This is a genomic window from Sphingobium sp. CECT 9361 (assembly GCF_918741285.1).
GTDB lineage: Bacteria > Pseudomonadota > Alphaproteobacteria > Sphingomonadales > Sphingomonadaceae > Sphingobium.
This window is the reverse complement of the sequence record NZ_CAKKNC010000008.1, coordinates 68,664-85,211: the sequence shown is the minus strand read 5'-3', so window position 1 is coordinate 85,211 and position 16,548 is coordinate 68,664. Positions and strand designations below refer to the sequence as shown.

Sequence of the window (16,548 nt, the reverse complement as noted above, 5' to 3'; positions counted from 1 at the left end):
TGCTCGGTAACGGGATGGCGTTAAAATAGTCTGATGGATTACAGTCTCTCGCCTGCCGATTAGACAGTAATCCAAGCCGAAGGAGGCTGTGCCGTTCGTATCGAACATTTTCGCATTACATACTCGACTGGCGAGCTGCCAAAAGTGTCTACTTTTGAAAACAAAGACAAATCTCAGGAATTTGACGAAATGTCGCTTTTAGCGACACTCGATGAAGGGCCGCTGTGGCGCTGGGCCCCATCGGCAGGAAAAGCATGAAAAGCGGACAGACCTAGGACAGGAAACCTTCTATTTCCTCAAGAAATTGATCATGACGATCATGATGAACCCAGTGCCCGGCGTTGTCATAAAGAGATAGCCGGGCATTCTGGAAGTGCTGCGCGCGGCCGTCTTCTACCGGGTTCGAAGCCCAGCTTTGCGCCCCATATACCAGCAAGGTCGGGCAGGTGATGCGCTGCCACAGAGCGTGCTTGTCTGCCTGCGACAGATCAATCGGGGACTGAACGCGCAAATAATTGTCGAACTTCCAGCTATATGTGCCGTCTTCATTCTGGCTCATGCCATGGACCGTAAGATGTCTGGCGCGGGCGGGCGTAAGGTGCGGGTTTTCCTGCATCATGCGATGCAGCGCGTCTTCAATGCTATCATAGCGACGCGATTGACGACTGCTGAGCGCGCGCTGTTCGGCAATCCAGCCACGCAATTGTTCATATATCGGGGTTTTCATCCGCTCGGTATAAACGGTCGGAGCGTCGCCAAGTCCTTCTATCGCCACCAAACGCCGCACATTTTCTGGATACAGGCCAGTGTAGCGCAGGGCGATGTTGCCGCCTAGCGAGTGGGCTACGATATTAAGCGGCGCCAATCCCTGTTGATGAATGAGTTGCGCCAAATCATACACATAGGCATCCATTGTGTAGCGACCATCGGGTGAATGCGCGCTGTCGCCATGGCCGCGCAGGTCAGGCGCAATAATGTGCCATTTCTTGCACATCTCCTGCGCTATCCAATCCCAGTTGCGGCAATGGTCGCGACCGCCATGCAGCAACAAGAGTGGTGGAGCGTCGGGATTGCCCCAATCGACATAGTGGAGACGCAGTCTCTGCGATATATAGGTATGGGAGGCCGGACTGGATAAGAAGTCGCTCATACGTGCTGCTTAGACAAACTGGCCATGGCGCGCCAGACGGTTGTACGACGACCTATTCGGACGCGCGTCTGCGATGTTGTTGAGCCCTTGCAATCCGCTCTTAGGGCAGAAACGGTGGAGTCGGCCGATCTGGGTGAGAACTGAGGACCGGTCCAGGCCGCCAGAATCTGGGTCATTCCTGGTCCATTGCATGCCGTCCGAAAGCGTCCGCCCATTGGCGCGGAGAGCAATAGGTTTTGTTTTTCGGTATGTCCGCGCATAGATGAACTGATGACCGATCAATTTATCGACCGCGTAGCCAGGTTGGGCGACTTGGAAACGTTGCGTCAAGTTATGAACCGATCGATTGCCCAGCTTCAGTCCGAATTCCTTACACCCGAGCAAGTGGCTGCCAGTCACGAGGTGATGGGGCTCGATAGCCAGCTCTTGCGCGATGGCACATATTTCCTGGTAGAATGTGGCGATCGCGTCGCCGGGTGTGGTGGCTGGAGCTTCCGGGAGACTCTCTATGGGGGCGATGAAAGCATCGTTACGCGCGAGCCATCAATCGTCGATCCGGCGATTGGCGCAGCGAAGATACGCGCCATGTACACGGATCCCGACTTCACGCGACGCGGGATCGGCGGACGCATCATCAAACTGTGCGAAGAGGCTGCTCGCACAGCAGGCTACCGTCAGGTCGAGCTGATGGCGACCGCTGCCGGTGTGCCACTATATGAGAGTTGCGGATACACGCCCAAGGCGACCCTGCAATTCGCACAGGTTGATGGCGTGCAAGTGCCCCTGCTGCAGATGGGAAAGGCGCTCTGACGCGCCGATAAGCTGGTCAAATTCGCGAACCGGGCAGCCGTTCACGTCTCTGCATGCGCCATCTAAACCCTTTCATTCGTTCATGCTGTTCGTTATCGCCGCGCGATGAGCATTACCGCGACAATAATGAACACGAAGACCGGTCAACCACTTCAGAAAGTGACGTTCGGACGGATGCCCAAGCCTTGGGCCAGTTTCAATCTGGCCAGCGGCGAACTTGTCACTGCTGAGCGAGTGAACATTGGCAAGCCTGCGCCGGGCAAATTCTCTGCTACGGTAGAAATATGGGTATCGCCCAAGGACTGATGGTCAACGCGGTGCGAGCCTTTTCCTGAAAGCTATCATAGTGACCAACTCCCCCGACCTTGCCATCCGGTTGCGCCGTGCCGCTTTCAACCATGCGCTGGCCAAAGCGGATCTGGGCGCGATAGGGGCCATTCTCGCGCCTACCGCCATTCTCGTTGCGGGGACCGACAGTGCCATCCTGAACGGTCGCAAGGCCCAGATTGTGGCATGGAAAAAGGAATTTACGGCAGCCGAGCGTACTATCTACACACGAACGCCCGACAGTATCCATGCCTCGGCAGTCGCTCCCGTGGCGATTGAACATGGTCATTGGGAGGGTGTTTCCGCAGCGACAGGCCTCCCGTTTGCAAGTGGTATCTACACGGCCAAGTGGCGTCGCTCGGGCGCGGACTGGGTGATCGAGGCCGAGATATTCCTCACTCTTGCCTAACCTGTGGGGGAAATCGTCCGTTCAAGAGAAAGGGTGACGATGAAGTATGCACGGCTGAGCATCTGCACGACAGGCGCCGCTTTGCTAACGAGTATGATGCGCTGATAATTGCGCGCATATCGCTGCGATCGGTGTCATCCTTCAGCGACAGCGCGACTTTGCCGGATTGCGTGCAATCTGCGATCCCGAGGTGGTCCTTGAATTTCCCTTTTATCCGGCTGGTCCCGCTGCCTTTCAGGGGGTCGGTGCCATGCTCAAGAGCTCTATGAACTGAAGCAGTGGTGGGCCCGGCAGGAATCGAACCCGCAACCTAGCCGTTATGAGCGGCCAGCTCTAACCGTTGAGCTACAGGCCCACACTGCGTTTGGCCGATAGCCGAGGGTCAGGCCGCTTGGCAAGCAGATTGCCGCATTTCATGCGTCCGCGGCGGCACAGCGGCCAGAAATTCGTCGATCGACGCCGCCGCGATACCCCGCTTGGCCAGATGGTGGAACACCGCGCCCCACCAGCGGTAGAACATCTCCAGATCATCCGCACTGCGCACATAAGGCGTGTGTCCCGCTTCCAGCGTCGGCGAATGAAAGCTGAAATTGAGTACCCGCGCCCCATCCTCGATCAGCGCGTCGATGGCGGCTATCGTATCGCCAATGCCGATCCCTTCGGGCGTCAGCGGTATGCGCGAAAGCAATCCTGCGCGCGAAAGCCCACCGGCGATCCGGCCCAGCCCTTCCGTCGCGCGAAACAACTGCCCCCCTACCCCGCGCAGCCGCCCGACAAAGGCGGTCGAGAGCGGCAGTTCGACCAGCGCGCGCGTCGGCCCCGCCCAGTAAGGCTCTACCGGCAGTCCATGAAAGTTGGGACCATGCTGCCCCGAATAATCGAAATGGCTGCGCACCGAACTGTCGAGCCGAAACCCTGCCTGCTCCAGCAATCGCGCACTATTGGGGCCGACCCCATAACGCCCCGCCCGATAGACAGTCGGCCGCATCCCGAACGCGCCCTCGAAACGCGCGCACAGCGCCTCCAGCTTGGCCTTCTCCAGCGCTTCGGGCAGGAAGCCGACATAGCTGTTGGCCGCATTCACTTCCTCGACATGCGGCGGATTAACCCACGGATGCAGATGCGCACCGATGTCCGCCGCGCCATCCCCCAGCCATTGCGCCATCATCGCCGCAGCCGCCGGATCATCGATCACCGGATAATCGGTAACGTAGCAAGGCTTCACCCCCGCCTGCGCGAAAAAGGCCTGTCCCCGCGCCATCCCGGCCAGCGCCGTGACGCCATGCCCGGTGCGGCTGAACGGCGCATCCCAGTCAAACTCTTCTTCCGTATCCACAAACAGCATGAACCGCGTGCCGAACGCCGGGTCGAGGGCTATGAAATCCTCGGTCAACGGCGCATGCAGCAGGCCGCCGTCATGGGGAGGATGGAGACTGGAGGGATCGGTCATGTCCCGCATTTTACGGGCAAATGGTTGCCAGAGCGTTGTCAGGTCGCGCCTGTCTCGCGGTCCGCCTTGCCCGCCGCTGGCAAGGTAAGACGAAAGCGCTCCGCTTCGACGTCCAACGCACCACCGCTGCTCATAGCGAGGCTACGGATCAGCCGAAGCGAGAAGCCCAGCCCTAGCAAAGGCGCATCGGGCCAATTCTGATCCTCGGCGGCGAAACCGGGGTCCAGCAACGTGGCTTCGTCCATGCCGGCGAGTGCCGCAGGACGGTCCATCGCCAGCACGATCTGTCCGCCATCCGCCGCGGGCCGGAACCAGCATGCTCCCGTGACTGCTTCGTCCGGGCGCGCCACGGACAGCAGCATCCGCAGCAGGTGCTGGATCATGCGTTCGCCCTGCACTGCATCGACTCGCACAGGCGGCACGCTGCGCGCCACGGCGATATCGATCCGCCGCCCTTCCTCGCCCGCGCCATAGTGCGTTGCGATCTTGGCGATGAGCAGCGCGGTATCCACCGGCTCGGGCGTGCCGCCAATGTCGTCGCGTGCGACTCGCGCCGCCAGATCGAGATCGTCGAACGCGGTCAGCAAATGCCGTGCATCCGCAACGATCTGCCCCGCCATATCGCGATATTCCACCGGCGCGGGGCCGAACAACTGCTGCTCGATAATCTCGGCAAAACCCAAAATCGCATTCAGCGGCGTGCGTAATTCGTGCACGAGCTGCCGCACCGAATCCCCCGAAAGCCCGGCCAGCGGCGACATCGCATCCCCATGCGAAGACAGCGCCGATACTTCGTGCAGATGCGGTCGCCGCGCCTGCCCGCGATAGCCCTGAAACCGCCCCGACTGCGGATCGAAGAACGGAATGGCGGACAATCGCCACTCGCCGTCCATGTCGCCGCCGACGATGGTAAAGCGCCCGTTCTGGAACCCGCCACGCTTGGCGAACGCGCCCCACACATGCGCGTCCGGCCCGCTGCCACCGCTCAGCGCAGGCGCGCCGATGCCCAGCCCGATCAGTGCTGCGCGTGGCCCCTTGTCCACCCAGATGACCGTGCCTTGCGCATCTGTCTCAAACGCGAAGGCGCGCACGGGATCGCTGGCCGACGCGACATCCTCGACGGGCTTGGGCTTGTGGCTGCTCGTGAACTGCTCGATCCGGTCGACCAGGCGGCGAATCTGGCTCTTGTCCTCTGCCGTTTCCGCAAGATCCGGCTCGGTCCGATACAATGCGCTAAGCGACGTTTCGACCGACGCAACGGGTGCTTCCTCCACCATCTCCGGCGTCAGCAGCATCGCGTGATTGTCGTCGCCGATCACCAGATCGCTCTTGCCGAAGCTGTCGAGCGCCCGCCGCGTCACCGGACCGACGTCGCGCCGTCCGCGCAGCACGCCGCGCGCCGTCGGCCCCAGATGCGGCAGTAATTCGGGCCACAGCGCATCGGGCAATCGCGCCCGCGCCATCGCAGCGGCACAGATGGAGGGGCGATCCTGCGCAAAAAACCGGATCAATGTCGGCGAAGACAGTCTGGTCCCCAGCTCGACCACCGAAGCGATTCGCTGGGTCTCGCTCACGGCACTGCGCAACTGCTCCATGCGCGCGACCAAGGTATCGCGTTCCTCGACGTTCAGCCCCTTGCGGTCGGCGCGGTCCCGCTGCGCCAGCAAATCGACGCATTGCCGCCATAGCGTCACGGCTCCGCTGCCTTGCCCGTCGGCGGCCAGCACCGTCTGCATCAGATCGTTGAAACGCACATTGCTCCCCGTCGGCTCAGGCCGCGTCATACTATGAGCGCAAAGGATTAATGCTCCGACACCGAAAGGAAAAGGGGGCGGCGGCCATTCATTTGCTGTCGTCGCATAGTGGGACAATTGCATTGCGCTGAAATATAATTATTATATGACGCACGAACCGGAAAGGAAATTAGCAGCACATGGCTGGCGTGAACATCGACGACATCGACATGCAGATTCTTGCGGAGTTGCAGGATGATGGCCGTATGACCAATGTCGAACTGGCGCGCAAGGTCGGGCTGACCGCCCCGCCATGCCTGCGCCGCGTCCGCGCACTCGAAGATGATGGCGCTATCAAATCCTATCACGCCGTCGTCGATCCTGCGACCCTTGGCTACACCATCACGGTGTTCGCGATGGTCAGCCTGAAGAGTCAGGCCGAAGCGGACCTGAAAGCGTTCGAGGATCACGTCGCCGCGCTCCCCGAAGTGCGCGAATGCCATATGCTGAACGGAGAGATCGACTTCATCCTGAAGGTCGTCTCGCGCGATCTGCAGTCGTTCCAGCAGTTCCTGACGTCGAAGCTGACGCCCGCGCCCAATGTGGTGAGCGTCAAGACCTCGCTCACCATCCGCACGTCGAAGAACGCGCCGGGCGTCCCGCTCCGTTAATCCACTTCCTCCGGCAGCAGCTCGGTGTCGATCTGCGCCTGCATCGCGGGGGCATAGCGCGCGCCTGCCACCGCCCCCGGCGTAAAGATCGCATCGACCGCCGCCAGCGTTTCCGGCGCGAAGGTCATCGTCGCGGTTGCCAGATTCTCGTCCAGATGCGCGATGCTGCGTGTGCCGGGGATAGGCACGATATGCGGCGCGCGGGACAGCACCCATCCCATCGCCAATTGCGCGGGCGTAACCCCGGCCTCTTGCGCCACCGCATTGAACCGCGCCGCCAGCGTCAGATTATGCGCCAGATTGGGCGCGACAAAGCGCGGCATCCCCAACCGTATATCCCCCTCGACATAATCGTCCGACGTAATCGCCGCCGCCAGCATCCCGCGCGCCACCGGAGAGAATGCCACGAAGCCGATGCCCAGTTCCCGGCACGTCTCCAGCACCGCGATTTCGGGATTGCGGACGCAGGGCGAATATTCCGCCTGCACTGCCGCTATCGGATGCACGCCATGCGCCCGCCGGATCGTCGCCGCCGACATTTCGGACAGGCCAATCGCCCCGATCTTCCCCGCTTCCTTCGCTCGCACCAGCGCACCGACCGACTCCTCGACCGGCACGTCCTTATCCAGCCGATGCATGTAATACAGATCGATATGCTCGGTCCCCAGCCGCGCCAGCGCCTGATCCAGCGTCTTCGCAATCGCCTCAGGTCGCCCGTCCAGCCCACGCTTGCCATCGTACAGATCGAGCACGCATTTGCTCGACAGCGTGAACGCCGCGCGGCGATGCATCACTGCCTTGCCCAGCAGTCGCTCATTATTCCCCCCGCCATATAAAGCGGCGGTGTCGAGCAACGTCACGCCCGCGTCCAGCGCATGATTGAGCAGCCGCACACCGTCCTCCTCGGACGGCGGCACGCCATAGGCATGGCTCAAATTCATGCAGCCAAGGCCGACGGCCGAAACGGTGAAGGGTCCAATCGTCCGGGTGGGGAGTGTCATGCCAATCCTTATGTCCGCGTGCTTCCCCGGCCAGATACGCCCTGCCCTGCCGCGTTCAAGCCCTTTTCGCCGATCCGAACCGATATGGCCTTCGCCCGCCGCATCCGCTACTGCCGCGCGCACAACATTGGGAGCAAGGATGAGCATGGCCGGACGCTATTTCGATCAATGGCAGGTGGGCGACACCCTCACCCACGATATCCGCCGCACGGTTACGGAGACGGACAATCTCCTCTTCTCCACCATGACGCACAATCCGCAGCCGCTTCACCTCGATGCAGAGGCCGCCCGCGCGTCGGAATTCGGCCAGATCCTCGTCAACGGCACTTTCACCTTCGCGCTGATGGTGGGCCTGTCGGTGGGCGACACCACGCTTGGCACACTGGTCGCCAATCTGGGCTATGACAAGCTCGTCCACCCAAAGCCCGTCTTCCTCGGCGATACCCTCCGCGCCGAAACCGAAGTGACAGAACTCAAGGAAAGCCGCTCCCGCCCGGATGCAGGCATCGTCACCTTCACCCACCGCCTCCGCAATCAGCGGGACGAGATCGTCTGCCAGTGCCTGCGCATGGCGCTGCTCAAGAAAGCGTCCGCCGCATGAGGCTCCGCGCGCTTCTCTTCGTCCCCGGCGACCGCCCGGAACGCTTCGCCAAGGCAGCGGCCAGCGGCGCCGACGCCCTGATCCTCGATCTGGAGGACTCGGTCTCCGCCGCGAACAAGGCCACCGCCCGCGACGCCATCGCCAGTTGGCTCTCCACCCCGCGCACGATCACCACCTTCGTCCGCATCAACCCCCTCGACACGGACATGGCGCAGGCAGACCTCGACGCCGTCCTAAGCGCCCGCCCGGACGGCATCATGCTGCCCAAGGCGGAGGGCGCAGACAGCGTCCGGCATCTGCTGACCCTGATGGGGGACAAGGCCGTCCCCATCCTCCCCATCGCCACAGAGACTGCCGCCGCCGTCTTCACGCTGGGCACCTATCGCGACGTGTCCGCGCATCTCGCGGGGCTTACATGGGGCGCGGAGGATCTGCCCGCCGCCATCGGTGCCGCCACCTCCCGCGAAGCCGACGGCAGCTACACCGATCCCTATCGCATGGTGCGCAGCCTCACTTTGTTCGGCGCCCATGCCGCCGGGGTCGCCGCCATAGAGACGGTGTTCCCCAACATAAAGGATCTCGACGCCCTCGCCGCCTACGCCGCCCGCGGCCGCCGCGACGGCTTCACCGGCATGATGGCCATCCACCCCGCCCAAGTCCCCATCATCAACACTGCCTTCACCCCCAGCGAAGCCGACCTGGCCCACGCCCGCGCCATAGTCGCCGCGTTCGAAGCCAACCCCGGCGCAGGCGCACTGCAACTGGACGGCAAGATGATCGACGCCCCACATTTGAAGCAGGCGATGGCGGTGTTGGCGGGGGTTTGAGGGGGTGGAGTTTAGCCCCCTTTGCGAATGGCAGTTTTAAGCGGCAGTTTCTGAAGGCTACCGTTCTTGATAGCCACAGGCACATATCGCAGTTCAACCCAGTGCTCTTCCTTCCCGATCAATTTGCTTGGTATCTTCGGAGATTGCTCGTGCCGTGGTGTAACGTGCTGTGGTAAGTTTCAGAAATACTATGCTAGCTACAAATCAACCGATCACAGGGGGATGGTTTGAGACGGCCTAATCTAAATACATGGACGCGCACGACCATGGTCGAGCTTCAGCACCTTGCCAACGGTTTGGGCAACGCGGCTCTGAAGACCATCAAATTTTGGCCGGAGAACGGAGAAGGTCGGAACGTCAAGGCAGGGGCTGAGCGCATGTCTTCCATGCTGGATGCTACTCATGATCGCTCGGGCTTGGAATTTCACATCGACCATCTCGAATTGGTGGTGAGCGAATTGAGAGTGCTGCAATCAAACGCATTTTTTCAAAAACACGTTGCTCCACAGTTCTATGTTGACCGCAAAGGGAGAAAGTCACCGTTTGGCCAAGTGTTGTCCGACAAAGTAGCCGATTTCGACAACTTTGTGTCTATAAATCGTCCGCTATTTAAATCGCCCCGCGAGGCTACCGCATATTCCCTCACACCTCTTCCGGTGCAGAGAGATCCGAACGAGGATTTGCCCAATGCACTTAAGGATCTTACTCCCGGCCAGCAACCCGGTCCCTTGCAGTTCGAATTTCGCGGCGGCCTGCTCAGGCTAAAACAGCAGCTCGCGACACCCTCGGATGCTGATGCAAAAAATGTAGCTAGCGCCAGATCGGCGCTTAATGCTGACGTAGCTACTTTGCTAGCATGCCTTTTCGAAACGAATTGCGATCCAAGGCTCGTTTCGGCCGTTGAGGAAATCCAGTCGGTACTCTCTTCGGATGCAGACATCATTCGGATTGGTTTGATGAGCTTGACGTGTGATCATCTCTTCGTCCGTTTTTCAGAGGAACTGTCGGAAATTGCCGCTGCCCGGTTTGCCGGCTTCAGCATGGGAATCAATTTGTATATTGGCCAGTTTCCAGAATGGCATCAATTCACCGAGAACGCCGCAAGAACGGAATACACGAGCACCGATATCAAACGAACATATGAGATTGGAAAGGAGCTTGTTTCCGAATTGCAGGTGAACAGCCTAGTCGACCCTGAAGTTCCTCGCTCAATCGAACTGATTTTGGAAGCTCTTCATCATCCAATGAAATCGGGCCAGAGAGCATTATTTGGGGTAGTGAGAAGCCTCGAAAACCTATTCGCAAAGATTTTCTCCGAGATAGTCGCCACGTATGTCGCTATGGCAGATGGAGCACGATCCGGCTTGAAAACGGCTGCTAAGGTTTTAGTTTTTACCAGCCTGCTCACATTGGCCGTGAATGGAGCCACCCAACTTTCTCCGACCGCAGAGCGAGTGCTCAAAACATCGTGGCTTAAGACCGCTGCCGACTTAGTGAAAGATGGTCTGAATAAAGTGGAGTGAAATACTCTAGAAGTTCTACGATCGGCAGCGTTAGATTTAACGGTTATCGAAGTGAACGACCAAATTGGCGCAACGTCCCTAGCGTCAGCTTTTGTCCTATGATCTCCCACTTTCCCCTGTCCTACACACCCTGCCCTCCGCTAAACCCCCACCAGTGCTTAGCCCGTTGCCCTGCACGAAGTCCTTATCGCGTATCCCCTCTCCCCCGTGCGCTCATGACGCACAAGGCGAGACAGCCAGGCGGCAATTGGCTTCACTATGTGCACCCGCGACAGTCTTGCGGCACAACAACCGGGACCGCAGCGCCCTGAAGCTGCCACAACATTTACGTCTCTCAGGCGGGGAGCCTGTGGCTGGCCTGAGCTTATACGGCGAGGGAGAAATGCGATGACTGTATGGGCGCGTATCACCGACACGGCATCTTACCTACCCCCACAATCCACCGTGTTCCTGCGAAGGCAGGAACCCAGTAAGAGTGCAACCTCAGCGCATGGAGAGATTACTGGGTTCCTGCCTTCGCAGGAACACGGCAGCGCGCGTGTCGGGCGTCGACACATTCCATCCCCCACCCACCCCGGCACAGCCCAATGCCCGGTAACGTAGTGTCACCTTTGTCACCTTCCGCGCCATTCCCCGCCCAAAACCCGCCTCCGTCAGAGGGAACGCTCGCGGGTCAGGATCGTCTATAGCGATCAGGCAAGGATGGGCGGCGAATGACATGATAAGCGACGCGGACAAAGCGTGGATGCGGCAGGCCATCGATCTGGCGACCAGCAAAGGCAGCGCGCCGGAGGATACGCCGATTGCCGCCATCATCGTGCTGGACGGACGGGTTCTCGCCCGCGCTGTGAACCAGACGGAGGAGCTCTGCGACGCAACCGCCCATGCGGAGATGATGGCCTTCCGCAGCGCGGGCAAAGTGCATGGCGACATGGATCTGCGCGGTGCCACGCTCTATTCCACGCTCCAGCCATGCGGCATGTGCACCATGGCGTCGATCTGGGCCAAGGTCGGCCGCATCGTCTACGGCGCGGGCCGCGACGACGTCCACCGCATGTATTTTGAGGATCACCATCTCGACACGATGGACTTCATCAGAGACGCCTGGCGCGACGATCTGGAACTCGACGGCGGTTGCCTGCGGGAAGACTGCGCCGCGCTGTACTTCGGGCCGGACGATGACGTGCCGATAGAGATGCAGGGCAATGTGTGAGGGGGAATTGCGATGCGTGCGACTCAAAGCAACAGTTTCGACGTTCCCCGGCGAAGGCCGGGGCCCAGTCCCACGCTCCGAACTGGACCCCGGCGTTCGCCGGGGAACAGGTTCCTCTCAATGCGGGAACTGCGCCGCCCCCACGCCCACGAAAAAGGGCGCCGGAGTTGCCCCCGGCGCCCTTCCCTATCGCATAAGGCGAAAGCCTTAGCCGTCGTTGCGAGTGTCGCGACGTTCGGCGATACGTGCGCGCTTGCCGGTGCGGCCGCGCAGGTAATACAGCTTCGCACGACGCACCACGCCCTTGCGGACCACGGTGATCGAATCGATGTTCGGCGAATAGAGCGGGAAGACGCGTTCCACGCCTTCGCCAAAGCTCATCTTGCGCACGGTGAAATTGCTGCCCATGCCCTTATTCGAACGCGCGATGCACACGCCTTCATAGTTCTGGACACGGCTACGTTCGCCTTCGACAACCTTCACGCCAACGCGCAGGGTGTCACCGGGGCGGAAATCCGGAATGTCTTTGCCAAGAGCCGCAATGCTTTCGGCCTCGATCTGCTGCAGGAGGTTCATGCCCTCTTTTCCTTCGTCTGTCGTTGCGCGCCAGAGGGCGACTGGTCCCGAACGTCACTGTGACGTTCCCAAAGGTCCGGCCGCCTTAACCGTGTATGATCCTCGGCCATGGCTTGTCGCCATGCCGCGATCTTCGCATGATCCCCCGATCGCAACACTTGCGGGATCGTGCGCCCTTCCCAATCATTGGGTCGGGTATAGTGCGGATATTCAAGAAGGCCGCTTTCGAAGCTCTCCTCATCCCCACTGGAAGCCGCGCCCATTACACCGGGAAGCAAGCGGATGCAAGCGTCCAGCAGCACGATTGCCGCCGTCTCTCCACCGGACAGAATATAGTCCCCGATCGACACTTCGCGGATGGGTCGCGCCTCGAACAGGCGCTCGTCCATCCCCTCGAACCGGCCGCACAGGATCGTGACGCCGGGACCAGTGGCGATCTCCCGCACCAGCGCCTGCGTCAGCGGCTCTCCGCGCGGCGTCATGGCCAGCACGGGCGCGTCCGGTTGCCGCGTCATCGCATCGTCCACCGCCCGCGCCAGCACGTCCGCGCGCATCACCATGCCCGCCCCGCCACCCGCCGGGGTATCGTCCACGGACTTGTGCTTGTCGGTGGCAAAGTCGCGGATCTGGATCGGGTCGCACGACCACGTGCCTTCGCCCAGCGCCCTGCCCGCCAGCGACGTGCCGAGCGGTCCGGGGAACATCTCCGGATACAGCGTCAATATCTGCGCGGCGAATGTCACGACGATTTACGCGGACGCGCGCGCAGCCATCCGGCCAGCACCCCGCCGCCCATGCACAGCGCACCCGCCACCAGCATCCCGATCCCCATCGCCAGCAGCCACCCGGCAAAGTTCCCCTGCGGGTTGCGCAACGCAGGCAACAGGAACAAGAGCGGCGGCGCAATCACCATCGCCGCACCCGAAGCCGCCTTCAAGCGCCAGTCCCACCGAATGACATACAACCGCCACCCGATAACGACGAATATCGCCATATAGAGATACGGCATTGCCTGACCGAAGCTGCTCATAACGTCCAATTCTCTGTACGAAGGCCGGGGATATCCGCGAAATCGTCTTCGTTGTTAGTGACAAGGGTAAGATCGAGCGACAATGCGTGCGCCGCGATCAGGCGGTCGTAACTGCCGCGCTTGAACGGGAGAGTAGCATAAGTCCGCGCCGCTGCCTCATCGAAGGGCAGCAACACCACTTCTTCCAGAAAGGCGTCCAGCACTGCAAGCGACGGTGTCTTGCCTCGCGCAGTGCCAAGCGCCACCTCCGCAAAGACGATGGCCGACACGCCGAGCGTTCCTTCGTCACACTGCGAAAGACGGTGCAACAGGCGCGGATGGCCGGAGAGCGCGAGGATGACGCTGTTCGCATCGAGCAGAAACTGCATTCAGTTCTGTCCTACTCGTCCGACCTGTGCCAACCCGGCCACGCGGGATCATCCCAGACACGCGGAGACTCATCCAGCACGCGATCTTCGGGCGTCAAAGGTGCAAGTCCGGGTGCCTTGCCGGCGAATTTGCTGATATCGATTTTGCGTTTGGGCGCATCGATCGGTTCGAACGTGAACTTGCCCCGTTCCTCGCGCAAACGCATTTCTGCGCCTTCGGTCAAACCCAGCCCTTTGGGTAGACGCAAAGCCAGGCTGTTGCCCGATTTGAAAACTTTCGCCTTATACTCTTCGCCCATCACGGCCTCCGTATATACACAAAGTATATACTAGACGATGAAAAGCGCGTCAATGACCGCCTTGTCCTCACCAATCTCCACGGCCTTGATCGGCACCATGAAGCGTTTGGCAGGCTTGCTGTCCAGCGGCGGGCGGGGTCGCTCGACTTCGATGATGTCGCCAGCGCCGAAATTCTCGACCGCGACGATCCGCCCCAATTCTTCGCCTTCGGTCGATATGCATGGCAAATCGATCAGGTCGACATGATAATATTCGCCCTCCGGCAACGGCGGCAAGGCGGATCGTGCCACTGTCAGCGCCGTACCGCGCAACGCTTCGGCTGCCGTACGGTCGCCGATTTCGGCAAAACGCGCAACAGCGCCATTGGGACCGGGACGGATCGTCTTCAACGTCAGCACCCGGTCGCCAATCGCAAAACTCTTATATTGCTTGAGGCTATCGACCCCTTGCGCAAACAGCTTCAGGCGCACCTCGCCCGTCACGCCATGCGCACCGATGATGGCAGCAAGGGTGACGGGACGATCGGACAAGGCTTAGCCTTCCGCCGTTTCTTCGGTCGCTTCAGCAGCAGGCGCTTCTTCAGCGGCAGCTTCTTCTACCGGTGCAGGTGCCTTGGCGGCTTCCTCGGCGGCCTTCTTGGCTTCTTCAGCTTCGGCCAACTTGGTGGCGCGTTCTTCGGCGCGTTCCGTGGCCTTCTCGCCCGGCTTCGCCTTGTTGGGGTTGTTGCGTGCAGCGCGTTCCAGGACACCAGCGGCATCGAGGAAACGAGCGACGCGATCGCTGGGCTGCGCACCGACCGAGATCCAGTGCTTCGCACGATCTGCGTCGAGAACAACGCGCTTCTCATCGTCCTTGGAAAGCAGCGGGTTGTAGCTGCCGATACGCTCGATGAACTTGCCATCGCGCGACGAGCGGCTGTCGGTCACGACGATCTTGTAATAGGGACGCTTCTTGGAGCCGCCACGCGACAGACGAATTGCAGTTGCCATAAAATTCTACCTTACCTTTCTTGCATTCAAATCAGTGTATTAAAGTCATTTCTTCATGAACTTGTCGAAACCGGGGGGCAGCTTCGGCATGTCGCCACCCGGCAAACCGGGCATGGCGCCCATTCCGCCGCCTGCTCCGCCCATGCCGCCGGCACCGCCGCCGCCGAGCAAACCGCCCATGCCGCCCCCAGCGAACATCTTGCCCAGCCCCTTCAATCCGCCCATCTTGCGAATCTTCTTCATCGCCGTTTCCATCTCCTGATGCATTTTCAGGACACGGTTGACTTCCTGCACCGTGGTGCCGGACCCCTTGGCAATGCGGATCTTGCGCTTTGCGTTGATCAGCGCGGGGCGCGATCTTTCCTTCGGCGTCATGGACGTCAGAATGGCATCCATGTGCACCAGCGTCTTGTCGCTGGCGCCGCTCTGCGCCATCGCCATCTGCGCTTTCTTAAGGCCTGGGATCATGCCCGCCAGCGCGCCCAGCCCGCCCATGCGCCGCATCTGGCCCAGTTGCGCGCGCAGATCGTCGAGATCGAACTGCCCCTTGGCCATCTTCTTGGCGAGCTTGTCGGCTTCGTCTGCATCGATACTTTCCGCAGCGCGCTCGACCAGACTGACCACATCGCCCATGCCAAGGATACGGCTGGCAACGCGACCGGGGTGAAACACCTCGATTGCATCGAGCTTTTCGCCGACACCGGCAAATTTGATCGGCTGACCTGTGACGGCACGCATCGAGAGCGCCGCACCACCGCGCGCATCGCCGTCCATGCGGGTGAGCACCACGCCGGTCAACGGCACCTGTTCGGTGAAGTTCTTCGCGACGTTGACGGCGTCCTGACCCGTCAGCGAATCCACCACCAGCAAGATTTCATGCGGCGTTGCGATGTCCGCAACCGCCTTCATCTCGTCCATCAGCGCCTGATCGACATGCAGGCGGCCAGCGGTGTCGAGCATGACGACGTCGAAGCCCTGCAGCTTTGCGGACTGGAGCGCGCGGCGAGCGATATCGACCGGCTGTTGCCCTGCAATGATCGGCAACGTCGCCACGCCGCACTGCTCACCCAGCACTGCCAACTGCTCCTGCGCCGCAGGACGCTGAACGTCGAGCGACGCCATCATGACCTTCTTGCGGTCTTTTTCCTTCAACCGCTTGGCAAGCTTGGCCGTTGTCGTGGTCTTGCCCGATCCCTGCAGACCGACCATCATGATGACAGCGGGCGGGGTCACGTCGATCATCAGGTCGACCGTGTCGGACCCGAGCATCGCGGTCAGCGCATCGCTAACAATCTTGACGACCTGCTGCCCCGGCGTAACCGACCGCAGCACATTCTGGCCGACAGCTTCTTCGGTAACCTTATCGACAAAATCGCGAACCACCGGAAGCGCGACGTCCGCCTCCAGCAGCGCGATACGCACTTCGCGCATGGCGCCACGCACATCCGATTCGGTCAGGGCGCCACGGCCCTTCAGCTTGTCGAATACGCCGCCTAAACGATCGCTCAGTGAATCGAACATGCAAACCTCACATTCGGGGGAAAGCCCCGAAAACCGACATTATCCCAAA

The 16,548-nt window shown here is 60.8% G+C and carries 20 protein-coding genes and 1 tRNA gene; 8 read left to right on the top strand and 13 right to left on the bottom strand.

Annotated elements, in window-relative coordinates:
* Positions 1 to 271: 271 nt before the first annotated feature.
* The gene (locus tag LQ220_RS13030; protein ID WP_230188729.1) at positions 272 to 1,150 is read right to left on the bottom strand and encodes an alpha/beta hydrolase; all 879 of its coding nucleotides are present in this window, start codon (positions 1,148 to 1,150) and stop codon (positions 272 to 274) included.
* A 270-nt stretch (positions 1,151 to 1,420) separates the two neighbouring features.
* Here LQ220_RS13030 and LQ220_RS13025 point away from each other — a divergent pair, with 270 nt between their 5' ends.
* The 3 genes from LQ220_RS13025 (at position 1,421) to LQ220_RS13015 (ending at position 2,696) form a co-directional block, all read left to right on the top strand.
* Complete coding sequence (locus LQ220_RS13025) at positions 1,421 to 1,960, top strand: GNAT family N-acetyltransferase (protein ID WP_230188728.1); 540 nt, start codon at positions 1,421 to 1,423, stop codon at positions 1,958 to 1,960.
* A gap of 105 nt (positions 1,961 to 2,065) precedes the next feature.
* On the top strand, positions 2,066 to 2,266 hold the full coding sequence (locus tag LQ220_RS13020) for a hypothetical protein (RefSeq protein ID WP_230188727.1): 201 nt from the start codon (positions 2,066 to 2,068) through the stop codon (positions 2,264 to 2,266).
* A 40-nt stretch (positions 2,267 to 2,306) separates the two neighbouring features.
* On the top strand, positions 2,307 to 2,696 hold the full coding sequence (locus tag LQ220_RS13015; RefSeq protein WP_230188726.1) for a nuclear transport factor 2 family protein: 390 nt from the start codon (positions 2,307 to 2,309) through the stop codon (positions 2,694 to 2,696).
* A 279-nt stretch (positions 2,697 to 2,975) separates the two neighbouring features.
* Here the strand turns inward: LQ220_RS13015 and LQ220_RS13010 are convergent.
* From LQ220_RS13010 to LQ220_RS13000, 3 genes are all read right to left on the bottom strand, one after another.
* A tRNA-Ile gene (locus LQ220_RS13010) sits at positions 2,976 to 3,051 on the bottom strand.
* A gap of 27 nt (positions 3,052 to 3,078) precedes the next feature.
* Positions 3,079 to 4,146: a polysaccharide deacetylase family protein gene (locus LQ220_RS13005; protein WP_230188725.1), complete on the bottom strand. Its 1,068-nt coding sequence runs from the start codon at positions 4,144 to 4,146 to the stop codon at positions 3,079 to 3,081.
* 38 nt (positions 4,147 to 4,184) lie between these two features.
* Positions 4,185 to 5,930, bottom strand: coding sequence for a HAMP domain-containing sensor histidine kinase (locus tag LQ220_RS13000; RefSeq protein ID WP_230188724.1), 1,746 nt, complete (start codon positions 5,928 to 5,930; stop codon positions 4,185 to 4,187).
* Positions 5,931 to 6,079: 149 nt separating this feature from the next.
* On the opposite strand from LQ220_RS13000, the gene LQ220_RS12995 reads away from it, so the two are divergent.
* Positions 6,080 to 6,550 (top strand): Lrp/AsnC family transcriptional regulator, encoded by a 471-nt coding sequence (locus tag LQ220_RS12995; RefSeq protein ID WP_230188723.1) that lies wholly within the window; start codon positions 6,080 to 6,082, stop codon positions 6,548 to 6,550.
* Here the strand turns inward: LQ220_RS12995 and LQ220_RS12990 are convergent.
* Positions 6,547 to 7,551: an aldo/keto reductase gene (locus LQ220_RS12990; protein WP_230188722.1), complete on the bottom strand. Its 1,005-nt coding sequence runs from the start codon at positions 7,549 to 7,551 to the stop codon at positions 6,547 to 6,549. The two genes, LQ220_RS12995 and LQ220_RS12990, sit on opposite strands and share 4 nt — an antisense overlap.
* A 145-nt stretch (positions 7,552 to 7,696) precedes the next feature.
* Between LQ220_RS12990 and LQ220_RS12985 the strand changes: the two genes are divergently transcribed.
* From LQ220_RS12985 to LQ220_RS12970, 4 genes are all read left to right on the top strand, one after another.
* The gene (locus LQ220_RS12985; RefSeq protein WP_230188853.1) at positions 7,697 to 8,152 is read left to right on the top strand and encodes a MaoC family dehydratase; all 456 of its coding nucleotides are present in this window, start codon (positions 7,697 to 7,699) and stop codon (positions 8,150 to 8,152) included.
* Entirely contained in the window at positions 8,149 to 8,979 is an 831-nt protein-coding gene (locus LQ220_RS12980) for a CoA ester lyase (protein ID WP_230188721.1), read from the top strand. The genes LQ220_RS12985 and LQ220_RS12980 overlap by 4 nt, the downstream gene beginning before the upstream one ends.
* A gap of 266 nt (positions 8,980 to 9,245) precedes the next feature.
* Entirely contained in the window at positions 9,246 to 10,502 is a 1,257-nt protein-coding gene (locus tag LQ220_RS12975) for a hypothetical protein (protein WP_230188720.1), read from the top strand.
* Positions 10,503 to 11,220: 718 nt separating this feature from the next.
* Complete coding sequence (locus LQ220_RS12970) at positions 11,221 to 11,715, top strand: nucleoside deaminase (protein WP_230188719.1); 495 nt, start codon at positions 11,221 to 11,223, stop codon at positions 11,713 to 11,715.
* Between the two features lie 207 nt (positions 11,716 to 11,922).
* Here the strand turns inward: LQ220_RS12970 and rplS are convergent, their stop codons facing one another.
* From rplS to ffh, 8 genes are read right to left on the bottom strand one after another with little or no spacing between them, the layout of a single operon-like run.
* Positions 11,923 to 12,291 carry a 50S ribosomal protein L19 gene (gene rplS / locus LQ220_RS12965; protein WP_230188718.1) on the bottom strand — a complete coding sequence of 123 codons (369 nt, stop codon included), beginning with the start codon at positions 12,289 to 12,291 and terminating at the stop codon, positions 11,923 to 11,925.
* A complete protein-coding gene (trmD, locus tag LQ220_RS12960) occupies positions 12,288 to 13,034 on the bottom strand; it encodes a tRNA (guanosine(37)-N1)-methyltransferase TrmD (protein WP_230188717.1) in 747 nt (248 codons plus the stop codon). The genes rplS and trmD overlap by 4 nt, the downstream gene beginning before the upstream one ends.
* Positions 13,031 to 13,321 carry a hypothetical protein gene (locus LQ220_RS12955; RefSeq protein WP_230188716.1) on the bottom strand — a complete coding sequence of 97 codons (291 nt, stop codon included), beginning with the start codon at positions 13,319 to 13,321 and terminating at the stop codon, positions 13,031 to 13,033. The genes trmD and LQ220_RS12955 overlap by 4 nt, the downstream gene beginning before the upstream one ends.
* A complete protein-coding gene (locus LQ220_RS12950) occupies positions 13,318 to 13,689 on the bottom strand; it encodes a type II toxin-antitoxin system VapC family toxin (RefSeq protein ID WP_230188715.1) in 372 nt (123 codons plus the stop codon). The genes LQ220_RS12955 and LQ220_RS12950 overlap by 4 nt, the downstream gene beginning before the upstream one ends.
* Before the next feature lie 11 nt (positions 13,690 to 13,700).
* Positions 13,701 to 13,988, bottom strand: a complete 288-nt coding sequence (locus LQ220_RS12945) for an AbrB/MazE/SpoVT family DNA-binding domain-containing protein (protein ID WP_230188714.1) — start codon at positions 13,986 to 13,988, stop codon at positions 13,701 to 13,703.
* 30 nt (positions 13,989 to 14,018) lie between these two features.
* Positions 14,019 to 14,519: a ribosome maturation factor RimM gene (gene rimM / locus LQ220_RS12940; RefSeq protein WP_230188713.1), complete on the bottom strand. Its 501-nt coding sequence runs from the start codon at positions 14,517 to 14,519 to the stop codon at positions 14,019 to 14,021.
* Between the two features lie 3 nt (positions 14,520 to 14,522).
* Positions 14,523 to 14,978, bottom strand: a complete 456-nt coding sequence (rpsP, locus tag LQ220_RS12935; protein WP_230188712.1) for a 30S ribosomal protein S16 — start codon at positions 14,976 to 14,978, stop codon at positions 14,523 to 14,525.
* Between the two features lie 45 nt (positions 14,979 to 15,023).
* Complete coding sequence (gene ffh / locus LQ220_RS12930; RefSeq protein ID WP_230188711.1) at positions 15,024 to 16,499, bottom strand: signal recognition particle protein; 1,476 nt, start codon at positions 16,497 to 16,499, stop codon at positions 15,024 to 15,026.
* Between the last annotated feature and the right edge of the window lie 49 nt (positions 16,500 to 16,548).

Bases quoted from the DNA above. Each gene is read 5' to 3' on its own strand.
- LQ220_RS12970 (WP_230188719.1), top strand. From the start codon at position 11,221: ATGATAAGCGACGCGGACAAAGCGTGGATGCGGCAGGCCATCGATCTG.
- LQ220_RS13000 (WP_230188724.1), bottom strand. From the start codon at position 5,930: ATGACGCGGCCTGAGCCGACGGGGAGCAATGTGCGTTTCAACGATCTG.
- LQ220_RS13030 (WP_230188729.1), bottom strand. From the start codon at position 1,150: ATGAGCGACTTCTTATCCAGTCCGGCCTCCCATACCTATATATCGCAG.
- LQ220_RS12955 (WP_230188716.1), bottom strand. From the start codon at position 13,321: ATGAGCAGCTTCGGTCAGGCAATGCCGTATCTCTATATGGCGATATTC.
- LQ220_RS12950 (WP_230188715.1), bottom strand. From the start codon at position 13,689: ATGCAGTTTCTGCTCGATGCGAACAGCGTCATCCTCGCGCTCTCCGGC.
- rpsP (WP_230188712.1), bottom strand. From the start codon at position 14,978: ATGGCAACTGCAATTCGTCTGTCGCGTGGCGGCTCCAAGAAGCGTCCC.
- LQ220_RS13020 (WP_230188727.1), top strand. From the start codon at position 2,066: ATGAGCATTACCGCGACAATAATGAACACGAAGACCGGTCAACCACTT.
- LQ220_RS12945 (WP_230188714.1), bottom strand. From the start codon at position 13,988: ATGGGCGAAGAGTATAAGGCGAAAGTTTTCAAATCGGGCAACAGCCTG.
- rplS (WP_230188718.1), bottom strand. From the start codon at position 12,291: ATGAACCTCCTGCAGCAGATCGAGGCCGAAAGCATTGCGGCTCTTGGC.
- LQ220_RS12985 (WP_230188853.1), top strand. From the start codon at position 7,697: ATGGCCGGACGCTATTTCGATCAATGGCAGGTGGGCGACACCCTCACC.
- LQ220_RS13005 (WP_230188725.1), bottom strand. From the start codon at position 4,146: ATGACCGATCCCTCCAGTCTCCATCCTCCCCATGACGGCGGCCTGCTG.
- LQ220_RS12975 (WP_230188720.1), top strand. From the start codon at position 9,246: ATGGTCGAGCTTCAGCACCTTGCCAACGGTTTGGGCAACGCGGCTCTG.
- LQ220_RS12980 (WP_230188721.1), top strand. From the start codon at position 8,149: ATGAGGCTCCGCGCGCTTCTCTTCGTCCCCGGCGACCGCCCGGAACGC.
- LQ220_RS12995 (WP_230188723.1), top strand. From the start codon at position 6,080: ATGGCTGGCGTGAACATCGACGACATCGACATGCAGATTCTTGCGGAG.
- LQ220_RS12990 (WP_230188722.1), bottom strand. From the start codon at position 7,551: ATGACACTCCCCACCCGGACGATTGGACCCTTCACCGTTTCGGCCGTC.
- ffh (WP_230188711.1), bottom strand. From the start codon at position 16,499: ATGTTCGATTCACTGAGCGATCGTTTAGGCGGCGTATTCGACAAGCTG.
- LQ220_RS13025 (WP_230188728.1), top strand. From the start codon at position 1,421: ATGACCGATCAATTTATCGACCGCGTAGCCAGGTTGGGCGACTTGGAA.